Here is a 23,233-nt window from a genome sequence, read left to right on the forward strand (position 1 = left end):
CTCTTTTTTAGAGTTATTTTGGTATGAAAACAAGTAAAATTATTAGTGATTTAGTTAGAGATAACATCAAAGGAATTAAACCATACTCTTCTGCAAGAGATGAGTATAAAGATGTTGCTACAACAGAAATGATTTTTTTAGATGCAAATGAAAATCCTTTCGAAAATGGTGTAAATAGATATCCAGATCCTCAACAAAATTCAGTAAAAGATTTATTGGCTACTATTAAAGATGTCTCAAAAGAAAATATCTTGTTAGGAAATGGAAGTGATGAGGTTTTAGATTTAATTTTTAGAGCATTTTGCGAACCTAATAAAGACAATATCATAACATTACCACCAACATATGGTATGTATAATGTGTTAGCTAATATCAACGCTATAGAAAATAGAGAAGTTTTATTAGATGATAATTTTCAACCAAAAGTTTCACAAATATTAAAAACGGCAGATAAGAATAGTAAAATTTTATTTTTATGTTCACCAAATAATCCAACAGGTAACAGTTTTACAGTGCCTGCGGTTAAAGAATTATTACTAAAATTTAAAGGTTTAGTTGTTTTAGATGAAGCTTATATAGATTTCTCTGAAGATGAAAGCTGGTTGCAAAGTTTACAAAAGTATCCTAATTTAATAGTAACTCAAACACTTTCTAAAGCATATGGTTTAGCCGGAATTCGTTTAGGTATTTGTTATGCATCAACAGAAATCATTAACATTTTAAACACTATTAAACCTCCCTATAACGTAAACGAATTAACACAACAAAGAGCCATAAGTCGTTTGCAAAAAATGGATGAAATTAATAATGAAATATCCCAATTAAAAAGTGAGCGAGATCGTTTAAAGAAAGAATTAGAATGTTGTGTAGATTTTATTGAAAAAGTGTATCCTTCTGATGGTAATTTTTTATTGATAAAAGTAGATAATGCCACAAAAAGATACAATCAATTAATAGAATTAGGGGTAGTTATTAGAAATAGAACAACACAGCCACTATGCCAAAACTGTTTAAGAATTAGTGTTGGTGTTTGCGAAGAAAATCAAAAATTATTAAGAGCTTTAAAATCTCTTGTGTAAAGTAATTCTGAGTTTTAGAATTCGATAAAATATATTAAAATGAGTAAAAAAGTACTATTTATAGACCGAGACGGAACGTTAGTTTTAGAACCGCCAGTAGATTATCAATTAGATAGTTTAGAAAAGTTAGAATATTATCCTAAGGTTTTTAGATACATGGCAAGAATTGCCGAAGAATTAGATTTTGAGTTGGTTATGGTAACCAATCAAGATGGTTTGGGTACAGAATCTTTTCCTGAAGATACCTTTTGGCCCGCACAAAACAAGGTGATTTCTGCTTTCGAAAAAGAAGGCGTTGTTTTCTCTGAAGTTTGTATAGACAAAACCTTTCCGCATGAAAATGCAGAAACAAGAAAACCAAGAACAGGTTTGCTAACTAAATATTTTTCTGAAGATTATGACTTAGAAAATTCTTTTGTTTTAGGTGATAGAATCACAGATATGGAATTAGCAAAAAATCTTGGGGCAAAAGGAATCTTTTTATCTGAAAATCCAGAATTAGGTGCCGATGAAATTGAAACTTCAAAACAAGAAATTTTAGATTGTATTGCGTTAACTTCTACAGACTGGAAAGAGATTTATGAGTTCTTAAAATTAGAAGATCGAGTATCAGAAATTACTAGAAATACCAACGAAACTAAGATTTATATCAAACTAAATTTAGACGGTTCTGGTAAGAATAATATTGATACTGGTGTTAAGTTTTTTGATCATATGTTAGATCAGATTGGGCGTCACGGTGCTATGGATTTAACGGTGAAAGTAGATGGCGATTTAGAAGTAGATGAGCATCATACCATAGAAGATACAATGATTGCTTTAGGTGAATTATTTCATAAAGCCCTTGGAAATAAATTAGGCATAGAACGTTACGGATTCTGTTTACCAATGGATGATTGTTTAGCGCAAGCAGCTGTAGATTTTGGAGGAAGACCTTGGTTAGTTTGGGAAGCCGATTTTAAACGAGAAATGATTGGTGACATGCCAACAGAAATGTTTTTACATTTGTTTAAATCGTTTACAGATGGCGCAAAATGTAACTTAAATATAAAGGCAGAAGGAGATAATGAGCATCATAAAATAGAAGGAATTTTTAAAGCTTTTGCAAAAGCAATGAAAATGGCTGTAAAAAGAGATGCGAACAAAATGTTTTTACCATCAACAAAAGGAGTGTTGTAAAATTGCTTATAGCTGTTAGTATTTTGCTAATAGCCAAAAGCTAAAAGTTAAAAAATGAAAGTAGTAATTATAAATTACGGAGCAGGAAATATTAAAAGTATTCAGTTTGCTTTTAAGCGTTTAGGTGTAGATGCTATTTTATCTAATAATATTGATGAAATAAAAGCTGCTGATAAAGTTATTTTCCCGGGAGTAGGAGAAGCAAGTTCTGCAATGAAAATGTTAAAAGAAAGTGGTTTAGATAAAGTGATTCCTACTTTAAAACAACCTGTATTAGGAATTTGTTTAGGTATGCAATTAATGTGTAATTCATCTGAAGAAGGAAATACGCAAGGTTTAGGAATTTTTGATGTCGATGTTAAAAAGTTTTCTAATGTTGTAAAAGTCCCACAGATGGGATGGAATGTAATTTATAATCTAAATTCAGATTTATTTACAGGGATTAAAGAAAAAGAGTTTATGTATTTGGTACATAGTTTTTATGCAGAAAACTGTAAAGAAGCAATAGCAACTACAGATTACGAATTAGAATACGCATCAGCTTTACAAAAAGATAATTTTTACGGAGTACAGTTTCATCCAGAGAAGTCATCAAAAGCAGGTGAACAAATTTTAAAAAACTTTCTAAATTTATAAAATTATGCCTTTTGCTATTTGCATTTAGCAGTTCGCTAAAAGCCAAAAGCCAAAAGCCAAAAGTTAAAATAATGAGAATAATACCAGCCATAGATATTATAGACGGAAAATGTGTTCGTTTAACAAAAGGAGATTACGATACAAAGAAAATTTATAATGAAAATCCTTTAGAAGTTGCTAAAGAATTTGAAGCTGCAGGAATCGAATATTTACATGTTGTAGATTTAGATGGAGCAAAAGCGAGTGAAATTATCAATTATAAAGTATTAGAACATATTGCTTCTAAAACGAATTTAAAAATTGATTTCGGTGGTGGTTTAAAATCTGACAAAGATTTAGAAATTGCTTTTAATTCTGGCGCAAATCAAATTACAGGAGGAAGTATTGCTGTTAAAAATAAAGAAATTTTTGAAAGCTGGATTGCCAAATATGGATCAGAAAAAATAATTTTAGGTGCCGATTTTTATCCTGATAATTCAGGAGGAAAAATAGCTACAAATGGTTGGCAAGAAGAAAGTTCTTTAGAATTAATTCCGTTTATTTCTGATTATCAGCAAAAAGGAATTCAGTATGTAATTTGTACAGATATTTCTAAAGATGGAATGCTACAAGGACCAAGTTTTGAAATGTATGAGCAAATATTACATGATATAAACCCTTTAAAATTAATTGCATCTGGCGGAATTTCATCTTTTGATGAATTGCCAAAGTTGGCAGAAAATGGTTGTGAGGGTGTAATCATAGGAAAAGCGATTTACGAGAATAAAATAAGTTTAAAACAATTAGAGAATTTTATAATCAGTCAATAAAATGCTAACAAAAAGAATAGTGCCTTGTTTAGATATTAAAAACGGAAGAACTGTAAAAGGTGTTAATTTTGTAAATTTAATAGATGCAGGAGATCCTGTAGTTTTAGCAAAACAATATGCAGAATTAGGAGCAGATGAATTGGTGTTTTTAGATATTGCAGCTACTTTAGAGAATAGAGGAACCACATTAGATATGGTTTTAAAAGTAGCTGAACAAGTAAATATACCGTTTACAGTTGGTGGCGGAATTTCTTCTGTAGAGCATGTAGATAAATTATTAAAATGTGGTGCAGATAAAGTTTCTATAAACTCTTCTGCAGTAAAAAGACCAGATTTAATCAACGAATTAGCAGATAAATTTGGTAGTCAATGTGTAGTTGTGGCTATTGATGCAAAACAAATAGATGGCGAATGGTTTGTGCATTTGGCAGGCGGAACAATTCCTACCGATATCAAACTTTTTGATTGGGCAAAAGAAGTAGAAAAACGTGGTGCTGGTGAAATATTATTTACTTCTATGGACCATGATGGTACAAAAGCCGGTTTTGCAAACGAAGCTTTGGCATATTTATCAGAAACATTAAATATACCAATTATTGCATCTGGTGGTGCTGGTTCTATTCAGCATTTTGCAGATACTTTTACTAAAGGAAAATCAGATGCGGCTTTAGCAGCTAGTGTTTTTCATTTTGGTGAAATACCAATTATAGAGTTAAAAGAAGAGTTAAAAAAACAAAATATTTCGGTAAGACTTTAAGTATGAATATAGATTTCAATAAAAATAATGACGGATTAGTACCTGCTATCATTCAGGATGCAACAACAAAAAATGTGTTGATGTTGGGTTACATGAATGAAGAGGCTTTTAATAAAACACAAGAAACTAAGTTAGTCACTTTTTTTTCTAGAACTAAAAATCGTTTGTGGACTAAAGGAGAAGAGAGTGGAAATACTTTAAATCTAGTTGATATAAAGCTAGATTGTGATAATGATACACTTCTTATTCAAGTAAACCCAAACGGACCAACTTGTCATACAGGAACAGATACTTGTTGGAAAGAAGAAAATAACTCTAATTATGGTTTCTTTTCTACTTTAGAAAATGTGATTACAGAAAGAGTTGAAAATAAAGACACCAAAAAATCTTACGTTGCAAGTTTGTTTTCTAAAGGAATTAACAAAGTTGCACAAAAAGTAGGTGAGGAGGCAGTAGAAACCGTTATCGAGGCAATGGACAACAATGATGAGTTGTTTTTATATGAATCTGCAGATTTAATGTTTCATTACTTAATGTTATTACAAGCTAAAGGTTTTACTTTAAAAGATATTGAAGCAGAGTTAATAAAAAGACAGAAATAAACTTTACTTATTAACAGTAAAAATAATTGTTTTACCATAATTACTAGGATCATCACCTGATGCAAAAAGCATTCTTGTTTCTGATAATTCTTTTAATTCTAATATAAATAAACGGGTTTTAAAATTATTGTCTAAACTTTCTCCTCTAGAAACGTTTAGGAATATTTTACCCGTTTCTTGATAAAACTTTAAAGATAAAGTGGCATATTGTTCTGTAGGTTTTTTGAAAAAGCAAGATTTGCTACCTAAATTGGTTTCAGCCTGTTCTTTATTATGATAAAAAGTAAACGAATCATCTAAATAACAATCATTAAATTCACTTAGTATTTCATTTTCAAAGTTTAAATAAAACTTATCTACTATCCAGGTTTTCGAATCATCATTATTAATTTTTTTTAAATCTGATGTAGTATATTTAAAATCTATTTCTTCGTTCTCTTTACTGCAATTAAACAATAATAATGAGGTAAAAATAGAAAGGAATACATAAATGTTTTTCATAATTGTTGATTTTAAAGTGATTTTAACCAACTATTATGCCAAGAGTACATATGTAACATTTTATAAGGAAATAAGTTAATTATTTATCAAGTTTAAAGTAACAAAATAAATATTTTGTGTAGTCATTTTTGCTTTTAACCAAGCGTAAAAACTCATTAAGAAAATATCTTCATTTTTTCTATCTATCCAATTAAATGATTTTTCTACTCTATTGTAAAATTCTATAGTTGTAGCTATTTCTGGGTTTTTATAATAGATTTCAATTAACTTTAAATAAGAAATTACTCTTTCTTGGTTTATTGCCGATAAGTGCTTAGAATAATTTCTTTTAAAACTTATAAGTCTAGAATCTACCAAATCAATATTTCCTAAATCAATATGAAGCAAAATTTCTATAAGATTTTTTTTAATTGTCCAGACAATTCCTGCTTGATCTATATACCAATTATCTGTATGATATAAACTAGCCAGCAAATTTTTAGCTTTTTGTAAAGAGTCGCTTTGATAATAATAAACTATAAGAGAAAGTAAAATGTCTAATTGAGAAACAAGACTTATATTTTTCTTAGTAATATATGGTTCTAAAAGCTCTATAGCTTTTTCTTGTTGATTATTATAGTTATAATTTAAACTCAATAATAAATGATAATTTGGAGCAAAATCGGAATAATATTTTTGCTTTTTTTCATTCATATAAAAATACATTAACTTTAAATACTTCTTAGATTCTGTAAACTTTTTGCTTCTAAAAAGAACATTTGCAATAAGATATAACACTTCTATATGATAGTAAAGTTGTTTGTCTTTAGATTTGTGATGCTTAATGATAGAATAAGTATCTACCAGAAATTTTTCAATGTTCCAGTAATCAAATTTTTGCGCTGTAGAAATGCTAGTAATTTGAATTATTTGATATAAAGACTTGAATGATAAGGAATCTGAAATTATAATATTTTGTTCTTTCAAAATATTTTCAATCAGTGCTTTGATATCTTCTTTTGATTTTTGCTGTTGATATTTGGCTAATGAAATTCTAATTTTACCACAGGCAATATTAATATTGTCTTCTATAAATAACTGCTTTTGATTGTCATTAAAAGTTGAAATAAGATTATCAAAATTTAAAGTTTTATTTAAATGAGCATATTCAATTTTAGTGTGATAGATTTCGTTTAAAATTGTAAAAAGTTGATGTTCGTTAGCAATATTTTCAGTTTTGTCTAAAATTTGGTATCCAACTTTAATTTGCCCTTTTTTAAGGAAATTTCTTGCAGAAAGAATGTATTTAATCAATTGTATATCTATTGAATTTTCTTCTCTCATACTTAGATTTGCTGTAAAATCAATCAAAGACTTAAATAATCTTTTTCTTAAAGCATGTAATGCTACTTTATTTTGTTTACCATATAGTTTCAAAGAAATCTCTGTAGAAGAAAAGTTATCTGACAATAAAAGACGAACTAACTGAATGTTTTTTACACCTTTCCTTTTGTTCTTTTTCTCTAAATATAAAATAAATTCTTTCCGATTTTCTTTCGTAAAAGTTTCTAATATTTCTTTTAAATTTATCATTATATCGTCAGTTAAATATATGTAAATTTAATTATTTTATAATTATTTTGTCTTTTTTTTAATTTTTAATCGTCAGTAATATTTTAAAAATGAATTCTTGGAGGGTTAGAACTGTTGCAAATTTGGATTTATAATAATTAAACTAAAAAGTATGAATTATCAAACAACAGTTTCATCAAAAGAAGAAAATAAGAAAAAAAGACCAAAGAACAAATTAAGAAATGATTTAAACCAGAAACCAACATCTGCTTATGTTGGTGCAACTTGGGGTATTGTAATTATTGGGTTACTTTCATATTGTATTGGTTTATGGAATGCGACCATGCAGTTAAATGAAAAAGGATTTTATTTTGCCATTCTTTTAATGGGAATTTATGCTGTAATTTCTTTACAAAAAGCTGTAAGAGATAAAGCAGAAGATATAAAAGTAAGCGAAATGTATTATGCTATTAGTTGGGTTGTTGTAATTGCATCTTTATTGTTACTAATAATTGGATTGAGAAATGCTGATTTACTTTTAAGTGAAAAAGGATTTTATGCTATATCGTACTTATTAAGTTTATTTGGTGCAATTACTGTTCAAAAAAACACCCGAGATCTTGATTTTATCAAAACTATAACTGAAGAAGATAATAGTTAGTTTGATAATGATTCTTAAACCACAACCTCATAAGTTTAAGCTTATGAGGTTTAAAAAATAAACGCTCACGAAAATATTGTGAGCGTTTTTCAATTAAAAGTAAAAATAGAAAGTTTAATACTCATTCATTAGAATTACTTTAAGGTTAGGATAGTTTTTTATAAATTCTTTTTCTAGACCTATTACATGTGCTGCACCAACAATAATAATATTTTTTGTTTTTTTAGAAGCTAAAATTTGTTCTGCAATGTTTTTAGCCATTCTCATATTTCTTTCGTCAAAATACTTTCTTCCTTCTTTACAGCCTTCAGTGTCTTTAATAACATAAGAAAATGAAGCCATATCATGCAATTGTTGCAATGATTTTCTTTTATTTGTATGTTTTCCTAATTTTCTAAAAATAGCAGGTAAAATGGCGCTATTATAGCTCTTTTTATACAATTTAGAATTTGCTGTGTTATTTCCATTTTTAACACCTTCTTTACTACATTTATTCCAAGCTAAATGGTATTCTTTATTGGTTTGTTGATCATCCATATTAATCACTTTTTTATGGTTCATAGCTATTGCTAATTTATACGTCAAATCTCCATCTTCATGTCTTGTTGGTTTTTTAGATCCATTTACACCATATTTTTTTAAATAGGTGTATAATTCGTAGTTTCCATTATCTCTTTTGTAAATAAATGATTTAATAAGGTAATCTAAATCACGATCATTCATACTAGAAAAATCTTTTCGAATGGTAGCGTTAAATTTTTTGTCGTTATAATTAAAAGTCTTTTGTAATGAATCTGATAATTTATAAAATTTTTGATATCCTTTAGACCAACCATTTTTTAAATATTTCCAAGAAATAGAATCATTGGCCATTGGCGATTCTACAAAAATTGCTTCTGGTTTGTATTTTTTTGCAAATCGTAGCATAGGTTTGTAGCTATTTTTTACAATTTTAGGTACCGTGTGCATTGTGCCAACAATTAAAATTTCTTGTTGATATTCTTGACTAGATAAATTAAAAATTGATAAAATAAATACGATTATTATTGTAATTCTAGTTTTCATAATGATGTTTTAATTGATTAAACTTTCTGATACAAAACTAGAAACTAATTAATAAAAAACTCAATAATAACAAGTGTTTGGGGCGAAATGTAGCTATTCTGTGGTAGAATTTAAAGTGCTTTTTACACTATTTTGATACGTTTTAGAAACGGGAACTTTTATGTGGTGAAATAATAGAATAAATAGTTTACTTTTTTCTGTTTTCCATTGTAAAAAGTGATAAGGATTTATTAAAAAAGAACGATGAGTTCTTAATAATTCGGGAAACTCATTTGCAATCGCAGATAGTTTATTTCTAATTAAAGTCTTCTTTAAAATAGAACCGTTTAAATAAAAAACCTCTATATAGTTGTCTGATGATTGTATACAAATTACATCATTAAAAAGTAAACGCAAGCCTTCGTAATTCCCTTCGCCTTTGATTTCAATTTTTTTTGCTTCCGTTTTTTTATTTCTATATTTTCCAAACGCAAATCTTCCAAAAATAACAATTGGTAAAATTGTTAAAAAAGCAGGTATTAAAATTGCTCTTAAATGATAATCAAATGTATAAGGGTATGGTTCTCCGGGTACAACTGCATATAAATAAAATAACCTTGCAGCTATAATACTTACTATAACATAAATTAATAGAAATAATATTTCAGATATAACATACCAATTTTCTTTATATTTTTTTAAAAGAATCTTTTGTATTGGTATAAATACCAAATAACAAGTTCCTGTCAAAATTCCATATAAAGACATGTAAATTGGCATTTCATCATCTTTAAATTGATTAACATCAAAAGGTTCTGTGTAAAACAAGAATATAAACACCCAAACAGCCAAACCAAAAGCAACTATACAATGGTTTTTTATTGATGGATCAAAAGGATATTTTCTATAAAATAGTTTTTTCACTAATTAGTTTTTTTTTGTAAATCTTAACCAAGATAGCTTCTAATATAAAAATAAATAAGAATAAAAATCTAGCAAACATTGGAAGTAAAAAAGCAAATAATCCTGCCAAAACCCAAACAATAAATGCAATTAAAGACCTGTATTTAAAGTATTTAGCTAAAATTGGGGTTATGCCAGTTAAACCATTTTCTTTTTTAGGGATGTAAATGTTAAGCAAATAATTAAAAAAGCCAATTGCAGATAAGTTAAAACAGTAAAAAGCAAATGGGCCTTTTAACATAAAGCCCCTAACATAAAAGGCTGTCGAAAAAGGAAGAAGCACAATAAAAAATAAAAGGAAAGTATTGTATCTTAATATCCTTTTGTTTATTGTGGAAACATATTGCATAATTCTCATATGTGCTACCCAATATAAAGATATTACAATAAAACTAACTATTAGACCAATAAAACTTGGAATTCTATTTTCTAGAATTTGTAAAGTGTCACCTGCTTTTAACTCTTTATAAGTTGGTGCTACAATGTCTAGCACTAGAAGGGTGATTGCAATAGAGAAAACAGCATCACTAAAGCTTATTACACGTTGTTTATCAAAATTTTCCCCTTTCATTTACTTTAAATAAAAATGTAATTTCAAATATACTGTTTCTAAAACTTTGTTAAAAATATTTTTAGAATTAAGGTTTTATAAAATAAAAACTGATATGTTTTAGACTGTTTGTAAAAACTCACTAAAAATTACATAAAGTTTATTTTTAATAATAGTATTTTCGTTATCAAATTTAAATAGATGTTTTTAAAAAATTCTAAATTATTAATAGTTCTCTCTTTTTTTACAATTTATATTGTTTGGGGCTCTACTTATTTATTCAATAAAATTGCGGTAACAGCTATACCTGCTTTTTATATGGCTTCTGTAAGGTTTTTGATTTCTGCAATTTTAATACTTATAATTTCTAAAATTTTAAAGTTAAACTTAAAAATATCTAAAAAACAATTAATTAACTGTGCTGTTTCTGGCTTCTTTTTTTTGGTGTATGGTAACGGGGTGTTTGTTTGGGCTTTAAACTATGTTGATAGTGGTTTTGCAGCTTTATTAGCAGCAACACAACCCTTATTTGTATTAATTTTATTAAGATTGATTGATAGAAAACCTATGCAGAGACAATCTGTAATTGGTGTTGGTTTAGGTATTATAGGTATGTATTTGCTAGTTAGTCAGAAATCTATTACAACTTCAGAAGGAAGTTTACTGGGAATTTTTATGATTCTTACTTGTGTGTTAAGTTGGGCTTATGGTGGTGTTTTTGTTTCTAAAGCAGATTTACCCAAAAACTTTTTTGTAACAACAGGATACCAAATGCTATTTGCCGGTTTATTATTGTTATTAATGAGTTTTTCATTTAATGAAACAATGTCTTCACCTTTAAATTGGGCAATAGAAGTTCAGTTTTCTGTATTAATGTTGATTGTTTTTGGTAGTATTATTGCTTTTACAGCTTTTAATTATTTATTAAAAGTAGTTTCTACAGAAAAAGTAGCAACTTCTGCTTATGTAAATCCTATTGTAGCTTTAGTTTTAGGGTGGTATTTTTTAGACGAAGAACTTACTATACAATCTATAATTGCATCTGTAGTTTTATTATCTGGAGTTTATTTTATTACATCAAGAAAAAGAAAAGTAAAAAATGTTACAGATACATCTAAAACCTAAACAAAAGCATCGATAAAATTCCGAAAAACATAATAAATTTTAGTATTTTACTTATGCTACCGTAGTTTTTTTTAGTTCTTGCAAACCAAATTTTGTATAATAAATAGAGCAGTGGTAAGCAAATAAATAATAAAACATACCAAAAGAAAAAGGGGGTGTTTTTTGTTGATTGTAAGATGATTAACGTATAAAATAACATTATAGAGCTGATAAAAAAAGCAATTCTTGCAGTTCTTTTTCTTCCTATAAGAATAGGCAATGTACTTGCTTTTATCTTTAAATCTCCGTTTACATCTTCAATATCCTTTATAATCTCTCTTATAAATGTTATGGTTAAGGAAAAAACTAAATACATAGCAATTATAAAATCAGAAGAAATTTTTGAATTACTTTCTAAATTTGTGCCTATAAATTCGAATTCATAAACTAAAAAAATCACTAAAGCACATAAGCAACTTACAATAAGATTGCCGATTAAAGCGATTTTTTTAAAATATTTAGAATAGAAAAACAAGATTATTGAAGTTGCTATAAAATATATCGAATTTAAAGGTATTTCCATTACGAAGGAAACAAAAATACCAAGTATTAAACCAAAAATACTTAGTAGAATGTATAGAGACCAAGCTTTTTTAATTGAAAATTCTTTGTTTAAAAATGATTTATTTGGTTTATTTATTTTGTCAGTTTCAATATCAAAAATATCATTAATAATATATCCGCTTGCGGTAATTAATAGAACAGCAGTTGTTAAAATGATAAAATTAAAATGAGTTAATAAAGTATTTGTAAAATAAGATTCTAATAATGCATATTTAGTTAAAACCATTGTTAGTAAAACCATTAAGAGGTTTTTGTAACGAATTAGTTTTAAGAAAACAGGCATTTTTAATTAAAATTCTTTTTAATTCTGGCTAAGTCTCTTTTATTATCTCTGTCTTTAAGCGTATTTCTCTTATCGTGAATTTGTTTTCCTTTTGCCAGAGCAATTTCTAGTTTTGCAAAGCCTCTATCATTAATAAACAATCTTAAAGGCACAATTGTATTTCCTTTTGCTTCAACATCTTTTTTTAAACTTCTTAGTTCTCGTTTATTTAATAATAATCTACGTTCACTTTTTGGTTTATGGTTAAAATGATGTCCAAACATATATTCTTGTATGTACATATTTACAATAAACAATTCTCCACGATCATTAAACTCGCAAAAACTCTCTGTAATTCTTGCTTGACTTAGTCGTATAGATTTAATTTCTGTACCCGTTAATTGAATTCCGGCCACAAATTTATCTAAAATTTCAAATTCGAATCTCGCTTTTTTATTCTGTATGTTTATTTTTTTCTGTACAGCCATAGACTGATTTTTTGTTTATAAATTTTTAACAAAGATACATTTTTACATTCGGGAAAGAAACGTAATTTTGAATTCTATTCTAGAACTAATATCATCATAAAATGAAAAAAATAGTATTGCTTTTTTTACTAATTGTAATTTCTTGTAAACCTGCTAAAAAAGAGTTAAGTGTGCAAGATATTATAGATAAAACAATTGCTTTTTCTGGCGCAGATAAAGTTAAAAACTCTAAAATTGGCTTTAAATTTAGAGATAAGGAATATGCTGCAGTTCGCCAAAATGGAGATTTTAAATTATTTAGATTCAGCAATAATTCTGAGAATGAGACTATAGAAGATGTACTTTCTAATAATGGATTTAAGCGTTTTGTTAACGGTAAATTAGTTAAAACAAACGATTCTATAGCAAATGTTATTTCTAATGCAGTAAACTCGGTACATTATTTTTCTGTTTTACCATTTGGTTTAAATGACAAAGCAGTTAATAAAAAACTATTATCATCTGTTACTATTAAGGGAAAAGAGTATTATAAAGTTGAGATTACATTTTCTAAAGATGGAGGAGGAGAAGATTTCGAAGATGTATTTATTTATTGGGTTGGTAAAGAAGATTTTTTAATTTATTACTTAGCATATGCTTACCATACAAATGGTGGCGGTAAACGTTTTAGAGCCTTAAAAGAACAATGTAATAAAAATGGTATCCGTTTTGTAGATTTTGAAAACTACAAACCGCTAAATAAAGAAATTGCTCTTATAAATATTGATAGAGCTTTCGAAAAAAATGAGCTTATAAAAGTATCAGAAATTATTTTAGAAAACATTGAAGTTAAACTACTTAAATAGTTTTTAAAATAGAAAAAGATTTATGGTTAGGTAGCTATCTAATTATAAATCTTTCTCATGATGTTAGAAAATATACTTTTCTAATTTACTTTTATAACTTTACTTGTTTTGTTACTTCCTGCAATGGTAACAATAAATAAACTGGCATTGTCATTATCATTCATACTTTCATATTTTTTTTCACCTAAAATTTTGTTTGCAAATACAGGTGTTGTGTTGCTATGACCAACAATTAAAACTGATTTACCTATGGTATTGGCTTTAAATATAGAGTCGTACATTTTACCAGGATTGTAACTTATAATATTTAAATTTTTACTCTTAGCAGTTGGTTTTGCTGTTTGTTGTGTTCTATTATAATTTGTAGAATACACGGCATCTAAATCGATATTTTCAAAATATTCAGCCCATTTTTCAGCTCTTTTTAAACCATTTTCATTTAAATCTGGATTTTTATTAGTACTTTCTGTTCTGTCTTTTTCTGCATGACGAATTAAATAATACGTTGTAGTTTCTTTAGAGCTGCAAGAAGTTAATAAACTAAAAATTAAGCCAAATGCTAAAATATATTTTTTCATGATAGTAGATTTATTGCACGAATATAAATAAAAAAAAAGCGATACTAAATAAAGTACCGCTTTCTACTATTCAACTAATTAACCTAACAAAACTATAGTTCTTCAACCAAATCAGATTGATTTCTAAAAACTAATTTTTCATCAAAAGAATCTAAAAGTATAATACTGTCTGTTGTAATTTTTCCTGATAAGATTTCTTTAGAAAGTTGATTTAAAACTTCTTTCTGAATTACTCTTTTCACAGGTCTTGCACCAAATTCTGGCTGATATCCTTTTTTAGCCAAATAATTGATAGCTTCATCTGTAGCATCTAAAGTTATTTCTTGTTTTCCAATCATTTTCTTTAAACTTTCAATTTGAAGCTTAACAATCTCAAAAATATCCGATTGTTTAAGTGGTGTAAACATTATTACATCGTCAATTCTGTTAAGAAACTCTGGTCTAACAGATTGTTTTAGAAGACCTAAAACTTCAATTTTGGCCAATTCTGTAACAGCTTCTAAATCTGCTTTTGGGTCACTAAATTTCTCTTGAATTATATGACTACCCATATTAGAGGTCATTATAATTATTGTGTTTTTAAAATCTGCAACACGTCCTTTATTATCCGTTAATCTACCTTCATCTAAAACTTGTAATAAAATATTAAAAGTATCTGGATGCGCTTTTTCGATTTCATCTAAAAGTACAACAGAATAAGGTCTTCTTCTAACCGCTTCTGTTAATTGCCCACCTTCATCATAACCTACATAACCAGGAGGTGCACCAACCAATCTACTTACAGAATGTTTTTCTTGATACTCACTCATATCTATACGAGTCATTGCATTTTCATCGTCAAAAAGATACTCTGCTAATGCTTTTGCCAATTCTGTTTTACCAACACCTGTTGTTCCTAAAAATAAGAAGCTTCCAATTGGTTTATTAGGGTTTTGCAAACCTGCTCTAGATCTTCTAACAGCATCAGAAACGGCAATAATAGCTTCTTCTTGACCCACAACTCTTTTGTGTAATTGCTGTTCTAGTTTTAATAATTTTTCTCTTTCTGATTGAATCATTTTTGTAACCGGAACACCTGTCCATTTTGCTACAACTTCTGCAATATCATCTAAAGTAACTTCTTCTTTTATTAAAGAGTTTTCAGTTTGATTTTCTTGCAATGTTTTTTGTAAAACCTCTAAATTTTCTTGAGCTTGTTTAATTTTACCATAGCGTAACTCTGCAACTAAACCATAATTACCTTCTCGTTCTGCTTTTTCTGCCTCTAATTTAAAGTTTTCTATTTCTAATTTTGCGTTTTGAATATTATCTACAACCTCTTTTTCTGATTTCCATTTTGCATTAATTTCATTACGTTCTTCTTTTAGGTTTGCTAAATCAGAACGTAAAGATTTTAACTTAACTTCATCTTTTTCTCTTTTAATGGCTTCAATTTCAATTTCTAACTGCATTACTTTTCTATCTAAAACATCTAATTCTTCTGGTTTAGAATTGATTTCCATACGTAATTTAGACGCAGCTTCATCCATCAAATCGATTGCTTTGTCTGGTAAAAATCTATTGGTAATGTATCTTTGAGATAATTCTACAGCCCCAATAATAGCTTCGTCTTTAATGCGAACTTTATGGTGTGTTTCATACTTTTCTTTAATTCCTCGTAAAATAGAAATTGCACTTTCTGTATCTGGCTCGTTTACTTGAACTTTTTGAAAACGTCTTTCTAGTGCTTTATCCTTTTCAAAGTATTTTTGGTATTCATCTAACGTAGTTGCACCAATTGCACGCAGTTCGCCACGAGCCAAAGCAGGTTTTAAAATGTTAGCTGCATCCATAGCACCTTGTCCGCCACCTGCGCCAACTAGCGTATGAATTTCATCAATAAATAAAACAATATCTCCATCAGAAGTTGTAACTTCTTTGATAACGGCTTTTAGGCGTTCTTCAAATTCACCTTTATATTTTGCACCAGCAATCAATGCGCCCATATCTAAAGAAAAAATTAATTTATCTTTAAGATTTTCTGGTACATCTCCATCTACAATTCTATGTGCTAACCCTTCTGCAATAGCCGTTTTACCGGTTCCTGGTTCTCCGACTAGTATAGGGTTGTTTTTAGTTCTACGAGATAAAATTTGTAGTAAACGTCTAATTTCTTCATCTCTACCAATTACCGGATCTAATTTACCATCTTGGGCTAATTGATTTAAATTTTTAGCAAATTTATTCAAAGAATTATACGTTTCTTCTTGAGATTGAGATGTTACTCTTTCTCCTTTTCTTAACTCGTCTATTGCAGCTTTTAAATCTTTTTCGCTTACACCTTGGTCTTTTAAAACTTGTGCAATATTACTTTTCGATTTAAAGATTGCTAAAATTAAATGTTCAATAGAAACGTAATCATCTTTCATGTTTTTAGCAATAATAGACGCTTCGTTTAAACTTTTACTAGCTTCTCTAGAAAGCATTAATTCTGCACCAGAAACTTTAGGTAAGCTTTCTAACTGTTTATCTATTACTTGCTCTAAAATTGCTGTATTTATATTTAATTTTTTTAATAGAAAAGGTAAAACATTTTCATCTACTTGTGTTAATGCTTTAAAAATATGTTCGTTTTCTATTTGGTTATGACCAAAACCTTGCGCAATTTGCTGCGCCATTTGAATGGTCTCTTGCGATTTTGTTGTATAGTTATTAAAATTCATTTTCTATTTTTTTGTTTTTTTTGATTAGACTAAAGCAATTTTAATACCATTAGATTTTTTAACTGTAAACAAGTCAAAATGTCTGTAAATCACTTGTTTCAACTGACTTTTTGACTGGTGAAAGTTTCTTATATTTGTCTCGACAAAGTAAAAAAACAAGTAAATGGGTATATTTAACAACGTATTTGGAGGAAATAGTGATAAAAAATCAAAAAAAGAAAAAAAGTCATATTTAAATTGGATTCCTTTAAACACTTTAGATCAATTAGAAACCATAGAGAAAGAATCTAATACAGAGGCTGTTTTAATTTTTAAACACTCTACAAGGTGCGGTATTAGCAGCATGGTAATTAAACAATTTGAAAATCTTTTTTCTGAAGAACATCAGAATTTAAAAGTATACTATTTAGATTTATTAAGTTATAGAAATATATCTGATGAAGTAGGGTATAAGTTTCAAATTATGCACCAATCTCCACAATTAATAGTTGTAAGAAATGGCGTTTCTGTGCATAATGCATCACATTATGACATCACTCAAACAAACTTATCGAGATTTATATAGCTTAAATTTGGGAAAAACCTATTTTAAGTCTTACTTTTGTAGCTTAAAATTTTTAAACTTTTGGCAGAAATAAACACTTCACAAGTAAAGGTAGGTAAAGAATTATACGGTTATCAAAAAGATGCTTTAAAAGAGATTTTTAATCGATTTGAAACAGCACCTAAAGATTATCATTTGTTATATCAATTGCCTACGGGAGGTGGTAAAACTGTAATTTTTTCTGAAATTGTTAGACGTTACATAGAGAAATTTGAGAAGAAGGTATTAGTTTTAACACACAGAATAGAATTAAGTAAACAAACATCTAAAATGCTTAACGAGTTTGGTGTGGACAATAAAATTATTAATTCTACAGCCAAATTAGATGATCAAAATGATTTTAATTGTTTCGTTGCTATGGTCGAAACTCTTAAAAATAGACTTACAGATGATAAATTAGATATATCGGATATTGGTTTGGTAATTGTAGATGAGGCTCACTATAATTCATTTACAAAAATCTTTAAATTTTTTAATGATTCTTTTATATTGGGTGTTACAGCTACACCTTTAAGTTCTAATACAAAATTACCGATGTATGAGAATTATCAAGAATTATTTGTCGGAGAACCAATTCATCATTTAATAGAAAGCGGTTATTTAGCACAAGCAAATATGTATTCTTATAATGTTGGTTTAACTTCATTAGAAGTTGGTGCTAACGGAGATTATACTGTAAAATCTTCTGAAGATTTGTATATGAATACAGATATGCTAACTAAATTAGTAAGTGCTTACGAAGAAACAGCAAAAGGTAAAAAAACGCTTATTTTTAATAATGGTATTAATACTTCGATACAAGTATTTCATGCATTTAAAAAAGCGGGTTATCCTATTGCACATTTAGATAATACCAATACAAAAAAAGAAAGAGAACTAATTTTAAAATGGTTTCATAAAACACCTAATGCTATTATAACCTCTGTAAGTATTTTAACTACAGGTTTTGATGAGCCGAGTATAGAAGCTATTATTTTAAATAGAGCAACAAAATCTCTTACTTTATATTACCAAATGATAGGTCGTGGATCTCGTATATTAGGAGATAAAAAAACATTTGATGTTATAGACTTAGGTAATAATTTTCATAGATTTGGCCCTTGGGGTGCAGATTTAGATTGGCAAAAAATGTTTAGAGCACCAGACTACTATCTAGACTCTATACTTTCTGATGAAGAGATTGAAAGTACTTTTAAATACGAACTTCCGGCAGATATTAAAAAGGAATTTGCTAAATCTACAGATACTTATTTCGATATGAAAAAAGTATACATAGATACTATAAAAGCCGGCGAATCATCTAAAAGAGTTTTAGAAAAATCTATAGTACACCATGCTAAAATGTGTATAGAAAATAGTGAGGATGTTTTTGATGCTTTAATTTTAGCTAAAATGATTGGTGAAGAAATTGATGATAGAATAAATAGATATGCTAAGTGTATATCTAAAAGTACACACAATTTTGTAACCTGGCTAAAAGATGATTATAGAAAGAAACTAAATGCATATTTACGTGCTAATTTTGACGAAGATTACGAAAAAATACATGGCCATCCGCCAATTGAAGAATAAATTTAAAAACTCTGTTAATTCAGAGTTTTTTTTTGCCTTAGACTTTTTTTAGAGATTAAAATATAAATTTTTTAATTGTAAATAGCTTTTTTTATTAATATAGAAATTAAAAAATCCTTCATTTATAAGAAGAAAAACAGTGTTTTAAAAAAAAATATTTTTTTTTTCAATTTTGTTTTTTGTATTAAAAAAAAATATACTTTTGATTAACTTATTTAAGTAAAATGTTTAGTTTTTCTTATTTCGGAAATAATTTTCTAACGGAGAATGAAAATTATATCGCATTTTGGAAATGCAACGAAAAAATTAAGGTATCTCCATTTTCGATTCTTCAAGAATTGCAACTTTTTTCTAAGTTGCATGTAGTTTACTTGCAAATATTACAGTGATAAACCCTTTTTTAAAAGGTTATAATATCTATTCTAAAACTTAAAAAGGTTTTAGTTCAGAGAGGTTTATCGTATAATTAATTTAAAAACAAAAGTGAACACAAAATATAAAGATTTAATCGAGCAAACGTTCGATTTTCCACAAGAAGAATTTAAAACTGAAAACAATAAATTATTCTGGCACGGAATAAATTTAATGGAATTAACTGCTAAATACGGGGCTCCGTTAAAATTTACATATTTACCAAAAATTTCTGAAAACATAAATAAAGCGAAAGATTGGTTTAAAAATAGCATTGAAAAACATAATTATAAAGGTAAATATTTTTATAGTTATTGTACAAAAAGCTCTCATTTTAAACATATTTTAAACGAGGCTTTAAAAAATGATATTCATATTGAAACATCTTCTGCATTCGATATTGATATTGTAAACAATTTAAAAAAAGAGGGTAAAATAAAAGACAATACGTTTGTTATTTGTAATGGATTTAAAAGAGATCAATACATTAAGAATATTGCTGACTTAATTAATTCTGGACATAAAAATGTGATCCCTATTATAGATAATTTTGAAGAATTACCATTGTTACAAAAAGAGACAGAGAAACCTTTTAAAGTTGGTATTAGAATCGCATCAGAAGAAGAACCAAAATTTGAATTTTACACATCTAGATTAGGTATTGGCTATAAAAATATAGTTTCATTTTATGAAAGAGAAATAGCCAATAATACACAAGTAGATTTAAAAATGTTACATTTTTTTATCAATACAGGTATAAAAGATAATGCGTATTATTGGAATGAGTTGATGAAATGTTTAAACGTTTATATCAACCTAAAAAAAGTATGTCCTTCTTTAGATAGTTTAAATATTGGTGGTGGTTTTCCCATAAAAAACTCTTTGGCATTTGATTATGATTACGAGTATATGATAGATGAAATTATTAATCAAATTAAATTGGCTTGTGAAGAAGCTGGTGTAGATGTACCAAACATTTTTACAGAGTTTGGAAGTTTTACTGTGGGTGAATCTGGTGCTGCTATTTATGAAATTTTATATCAGAAGAAACAAAATGATAGAGAGCGTTGGAACATGATAAACTCTTCTTTTATAACAACTTTACCAGATTCTTGGGCTATTAATAAAAGATTTATTATGCTACCAATTAACAAATGGAATAAGCAATATGAACGTGTTTTATTAGGTGGTTTAACTTGTGATAGCGATGATTATTACAATTCTGAACAACATATAAACGGAATTTATTTACCAGTTTACGAGAAGAATAATCCGTTATACATTGGTTTTTTTAACACAGGTGCATATCAAGAATCTATAGGTGGTTTTGGTGGTTTGCAACACTGCTTAATTCCGCATCCAAAACATCTGTTAATCGATAGAGATGAAGAAGGTAATTTAACTTTCGAAATTTTTAAAGAACAACAGAAAAGTAGTGAACTACTTTCAATTTTAGGATATTAAAACAAAAAATTAAATAAAATATAGTGTTATTAAACACAACTTATAAAATGAATACAAATAAAACTTATGCAGGAATTCCACAAGAATTTGGAAACCTATCAACATCAAAAATTGTAATTATTCCTGTTCCTTATGACGGAACAAGTACATGGCAAAAAGGAGCAGATAAGGGCCCACAAGCCTTTTTAGATGCTTCTGAAAACATGGAGTTGTATGATATTGAAACAGATTCTGAAGTTTATAAAGAAGGTGTTTTTCTTGCAGAGGCTGTAACAGAAAATTCTTCGCCAGAAGCAATGGTAGAAGAAGTACATCAAATAACTAAAAAATACATTAATAGAAATAAGTTTGTTACTGTTTTTGGAGGTGAGCATTCTATATCTATCGGTACAATTAGAGCTTTTAACGAATGTTTTAACGATTTAACAGTATTACATATCGATGCGCATGCAGATTTGCGTAAAGAATATGAAGGTTCTACTTGCAACCACGCTTGTGCAGTTTATGAAGCAAATCAAAATACAAATTTGGTACAAGTTGGTATTAGAAGTATGGATATTTCTGAAAAAAGAAATATGAATTTAGATAAGGTTTTCTTTGCACATGATATGGCTGTAAATGAAGATTGGATGGACGATGTTATAGATCAATTAAGTACAAATGTGTTTATTACATTCGATTTAGATGCCTTAGATCCTTCAATTATGCCATCTACTGGTACGCCAGAACCTGGTGGTTTGTTTTACTATGAAACCTTAGAGTTTTTAAAATCTGTATTTGAACAAAAAAATGTTGTTGGTTTTGATATGGTAGAATTATGTCCTAATAAAGATGAAAAATCATCAGACTTTTTAGCGGCAAAATTATTCTACAAAATGTTAAGTTACAAGTTTGCATCTAATGAAGATACTTACGATAATGGTGAAGAAGATAGAAAAGAAAACTCTTTTAGTAAATTAGCTAAATTTAAAAATGATGAAGATGAATACTAATCAAAAACCAATTTCAGAATTTATAGAAAAATATTTTTTACATTTTAATGCAGCTTCTTTAGTAGATGCTGCAAAAGGGTATGAAGATCAGTTAAATAAAGGAAATAAGATGTTAGTTTCTTTAGCTGGAGCAATGAGTACAGCAGAATTGGGTAAGATTTTTGCAGAAATGATTCGTCAAGATAAAGTACATATTATTTCTTGTACCGGAGCCAATTTAGAAGAAGATGTAATGAATTTAGTTGCGCATTCGCATTATAAAAGAGTTCCTAATTACAGAGATTTAACACCACAAGACGAGTGGGATTTATTAGAAAAAGGTTTAAACAGAGTTACAGATACTTGTATACCAGAAGAAGAAGCTTTTAGAAGGATACAAGAACATATTGTAAAAATTTGGAAAGATGCCGAAGCGAATGGAGAACGTTTTTTACCACATGAATTTATGTATAAATTATTACTTTCTGGTGTATTAGAACAGTATTATGAAATTGATATTAAAGACTCTTGGATGTATGCAGCTGCGGAAAAAAACTTGCCAATTATTTGTCCTGGTTGGGAAGATTCTACTATGGGAAACATTTTTGCATCTTATGTAATGAAAGGAGAGTTGAAAGCGTCTACAGTAAAATCTGGAATAGAATATATGACATTTCTTGCTGATTGGTATACAGAAAATTCTAATAACGGAATTGGTTTCTTTCAAATAGGAGGAGGGATCGCAGGAGATTTTCCAATTTGTGTTGTGCCAATGTTATACCAAGATATGGAAAGAACTGATACACCGTTTTGGAGTTATTTCTGTCAGATTTCTGACTCTACAACAAGTTATGGTTCTTATTCTGGTGCTGTACCAAATGAAAAAATTACTTGGGGTAAATTAGATATAAATACACCAAAGTTTATCATAGAAAGTGACGCAACAATTGTTGCGCCTTTAATATTTGCTTATTTATTAGAAATGTAATTATTATGAACAGAGTAATTGTAGACTATGCAAAACTTACTACAGACATTTTAGATATGTTGGTAGAAAAATATCCTGATGGATATGATTATTCAGATATTATTTCCTTCAAAAATGCAAAAGGAGAAAATATAAAAGCTGTAGAAGTTAGAACAGAAACTACTATTTATTTAGTAAAAATAAGTTCTAAATTAGAGCAAACTATGGAAGACTATGCAGAAGATGAGGATTCTTTTGATGAAGATGAAGATCTAAATCTAGAAGATTTAGAAGGTGGAATATAATTAA

At 28.0% G+C, this 23,233-nt stretch carries 24 protein-coding genes; 15 read left to right on the forward strand and 9 right to left on the reverse strand.

The window, feature by feature from the left end; genetic code table 11:
* Positions 1-23: 23 nt before the first annotated feature.
* The 6 genes from hisC to hisIE all read left to right on the forward strand — a co-directional run bounded on the left by hisC (position 24) and on the right by hisIE (position 5,062).
* Positions 24-1,079 (forward strand): histidinol-phosphate transaminase, encoded by a 1,056-nt coding sequence (hisC, locus tag ACYPV9_RS04390; protein ID WP_459741872.1) that lies wholly within the window; start codon positions 24-26, stop codon positions 1,077-1,079.
* A gap of 39 nt (positions 1,080-1,118) precedes the next feature.
* A complete protein-coding gene (gene hisB, locus ACYPV9_RS04395; RefSeq protein ID WP_459741874.1) occupies positions 1,119-2,258 on the forward strand; it encodes a bifunctional histidinol-phosphatase/imidazoleglycerol-phosphate dehydratase HisB in 1,140 nt (379 codons plus the stop codon).
* A 54-nt stretch (positions 2,259-2,312) separates the two neighbouring features.
* Complete coding sequence (gene hisH, locus ACYPV9_RS04400) at positions 2,313-2,894, forward strand: imidazole glycerol phosphate synthase subunit HisH (protein ID WP_459741876.1); 582 nt, start codon at positions 2,313-2,315, stop codon at positions 2,892-2,894.
* Between the two features lie 71 nt (positions 2,895-2,965).
* Complete coding sequence (gene hisA, locus ACYPV9_RS04405) at positions 2,966-3,703, forward strand: 1-(5-phosphoribosyl)-5-[(5-phosphoribosylamino)methylideneamino]imidazole-4-carboxamide isomerase (RefSeq protein ID WP_299060723.1); 738 nt, start codon at positions 2,966-2,968, stop codon at positions 3,701-3,703.
* A gap of 1 nt (position 3,704) precedes the next feature.
* Complete coding sequence (hisF, locus tag ACYPV9_RS04410) at positions 3,705-4,460, forward strand: imidazole glycerol phosphate synthase subunit HisF (RefSeq protein WP_299060720.1); 756 nt, start codon at positions 3,705-3,707, stop codon at positions 4,458-4,460.
* 2 nt (positions 4,461-4,462) lie between these two features.
* Positions 4,463-5,062, forward strand: a complete 600-nt coding sequence (gene hisIE, locus ACYPV9_RS04415) for a bifunctional phosphoribosyl-AMP cyclohydrolase/phosphoribosyl-ATP diphosphatase HisIE (protein ID WP_459741879.1) — start codon at positions 4,463-4,465, stop codon at positions 5,060-5,062.
* Positions 5,063-5,065: 3 nt separating this feature from the next.
* Here the strand turns inward: hisIE and ACYPV9_RS04420 are convergent, their stop codons facing one another.
* Together ACYPV9_RS04420 and ACYPV9_RS04425 are read right to left on the reverse strand one after the other, a co-directional pair.
* Positions 5,066-5,563: a hypothetical protein gene (locus ACYPV9_RS04420; protein WP_459741881.1), complete on the reverse strand. Its 498-nt coding sequence runs from the start codon at positions 5,561-5,563 to the stop codon at positions 5,066-5,068.
* Positions 5,564-5,638: 75 nt separating this feature from the next.
* Positions 5,639-7,135, reverse strand: coding sequence for a hypothetical protein (locus ACYPV9_RS04425; RefSeq protein WP_459741883.1), 1,497 nt, complete (start codon positions 7,133-7,135; stop codon positions 5,639-5,641).
* Between the two features lie 151 nt (positions 7,136-7,286).
* Here ACYPV9_RS04425 and yiaA point away from each other — a divergent pair, with 151 nt between their 5' ends.
* Positions 7,287-7,775 carry an inner membrane protein YiaA gene (gene yiaA, locus ACYPV9_RS04430; RefSeq protein WP_299060709.1) on the forward strand — a complete coding sequence of 163 codons (489 nt, stop codon included), beginning with the start codon at positions 7,287-7,289 and terminating at the stop codon, positions 7,773-7,775.
* A 114-nt stretch (positions 7,776-7,889) separates the two neighbouring features.
* Here yiaA and ACYPV9_RS04435 read toward each other — a convergent pair whose 3' ends face one another.
* From ACYPV9_RS04435 to ACYPV9_RS04445, 3 genes are all read right to left on the reverse strand, one after another.
* Entirely contained in the window at positions 7,890-8,840 is a 951-nt protein-coding gene (locus ACYPV9_RS04435; protein ID WP_459741885.1) for a DUF5694 domain-containing protein, read from the reverse strand.
* A gap of 93 nt (positions 8,841-8,933) precedes the next feature.
* Entirely contained in the window at positions 8,934-9,743 is an 810-nt protein-coding gene (locus ACYPV9_RS04440; protein ID WP_299060702.1) for a LytTR family DNA-binding domain-containing protein, read from the reverse strand.
* Entirely contained in the window at positions 9,724-10,353 is a 630-nt protein-coding gene (locus ACYPV9_RS04445) for a TMEM175 family protein (protein WP_459741889.1), read from the reverse strand. The genes ACYPV9_RS04440 and ACYPV9_RS04445 overlap by 20 nt, the downstream gene beginning before the upstream one ends.
* Positions 10,354-10,533: 180 nt before the next feature.
* Here ACYPV9_RS04445 and ACYPV9_RS04450 point away from each other — a divergent pair, with 180 nt between their 5' ends.
* The gene (locus ACYPV9_RS04450) at positions 10,534-11,457 is read left to right on the forward strand and encodes an EamA family transporter (protein WP_459741891.1); all 924 of its coding nucleotides are present in this window, start codon (positions 10,534-10,536) and stop codon (positions 11,455-11,457) included.
* On the opposite strand, the gene ACYPV9_RS04455 is transcribed toward ACYPV9_RS04450, so the two are convergent.
* Positions 11,447-12,301 carry a geranylgeranylglycerol-phosphate geranylgeranyltransferase gene (locus ACYPV9_RS04455; protein ID WP_459741893.1) on the reverse strand — a complete coding sequence of 285 codons (855 nt, stop codon included), beginning with the start codon at positions 12,299-12,301 and terminating at the stop codon, positions 11,447-11,449. The genes ACYPV9_RS04450 and ACYPV9_RS04455 overlap by 11 nt on opposite strands.
* Before the next feature lie 44 nt (positions 12,302-12,345).
* Positions 12,346-12,810, reverse strand: a complete 465-nt coding sequence (gene smpB, locus ACYPV9_RS04460; RefSeq protein WP_077809196.1) for an SsrA-binding protein SmpB — start codon at positions 12,808-12,810, stop codon at positions 12,346-12,348.
* A 101-nt stretch (positions 12,811-12,911) separates the two neighbouring features.
* On the opposite strand from smpB, the gene ACYPV9_RS04465 reads away from it, so the two are divergent.
* Complete coding sequence (locus ACYPV9_RS04465; protein WP_459741895.1) at positions 12,912-13,655, forward strand: DUF6503 family protein; 744 nt, start codon at positions 12,912-12,914, stop codon at positions 13,653-13,655.
* 80 nt (positions 13,656-13,735) lie between these two features.
* On the opposite strand, the gene ACYPV9_RS04470 is transcribed toward ACYPV9_RS04465, so the two are convergent.
* Together ACYPV9_RS04470 and clpB are read right to left on the reverse strand one after the other, a co-directional pair.
* Complete coding sequence (locus tag ACYPV9_RS04470) at positions 13,736-14,233, reverse strand: SixA phosphatase family protein (RefSeq protein WP_299060686.1); 498 nt, start codon at positions 14,231-14,233, stop codon at positions 13,736-13,738.
* Positions 14,234-14,325: 92 nt separating this feature from the next.
* Positions 14,326-16,935, reverse strand: coding sequence for an ATP-dependent chaperone ClpB (clpB, locus tag ACYPV9_RS04475; protein WP_459741897.1), 2,610 nt, complete (start codon positions 16,933-16,935; stop codon positions 14,326-14,328).
* 163 nt (positions 16,936-17,098) lie between these two features.
* Between clpB and ytxJ the strand changes: the two genes are divergently transcribed.
* The 6 genes from ytxJ (at position 17,099) to ACYPV9_RS04505 (ending at position 23,229) form a co-directional block, all read left to right on the forward strand.
* Complete coding sequence (gene ytxJ, locus ACYPV9_RS04480) at positions 17,099-17,500, forward strand: bacillithiol system redox-active protein YtxJ (RefSeq protein ID WP_299060680.1); 402 nt, start codon at positions 17,099-17,101, stop codon at positions 17,498-17,500.
* A gap of 60 nt (positions 17,501-17,560) precedes the next feature.
* A complete protein-coding gene (locus ACYPV9_RS04485; RefSeq protein WP_299060677.1) occupies positions 17,561-19,111 on the forward strand; it encodes a DEAD/DEAH box helicase in 1,551 nt (516 codons plus the stop codon).
* 483 nt (positions 19,112-19,594) lie between these two features.
* The gene (locus tag ACYPV9_RS04490; RefSeq protein WP_299060674.1) at positions 19,595-20,986 is read left to right on the forward strand and encodes an arginine decarboxylase; all 1,392 of its coding nucleotides are present in this window, start codon (positions 19,595-19,597) and stop codon (positions 20,984-20,986) included.
* Between the two features lie 47 nt (positions 20,987-21,033).
* Positions 21,034-21,978 (forward strand): agmatinase, encoded by a 945-nt coding sequence (gene speB / locus ACYPV9_RS04495; protein ID WP_299060671.1) that lies wholly within the window; start codon positions 21,034-21,036, stop codon positions 21,976-21,978.
* Positions 21,968-22,945 carry a deoxyhypusine synthase family protein gene (locus ACYPV9_RS04500; RefSeq protein ID WP_299060668.1) on the forward strand — a complete coding sequence of 326 codons (978 nt, stop codon included), beginning with the start codon at positions 21,968-21,970 and terminating at the stop codon, positions 22,943-22,945. The genes speB and ACYPV9_RS04500 overlap by 11 nt, the downstream gene beginning before the upstream one ends.
* A 5-nt stretch (positions 22,946-22,950) precedes the next feature.
* On the forward strand, positions 22,951-23,229 hold the full coding sequence (locus ACYPV9_RS04505) for a hypothetical protein (protein WP_459741902.1): 279 nt from the start codon (positions 22,951-22,953) through the stop codon (positions 23,227-23,229).
* Positions 23,230-23,233: the final 4 nt, after the last annotated feature.

The sequence above is a fragment of the Polaribacter sp. OB-PA-B3 genome, from assembly GCF_054589375.1.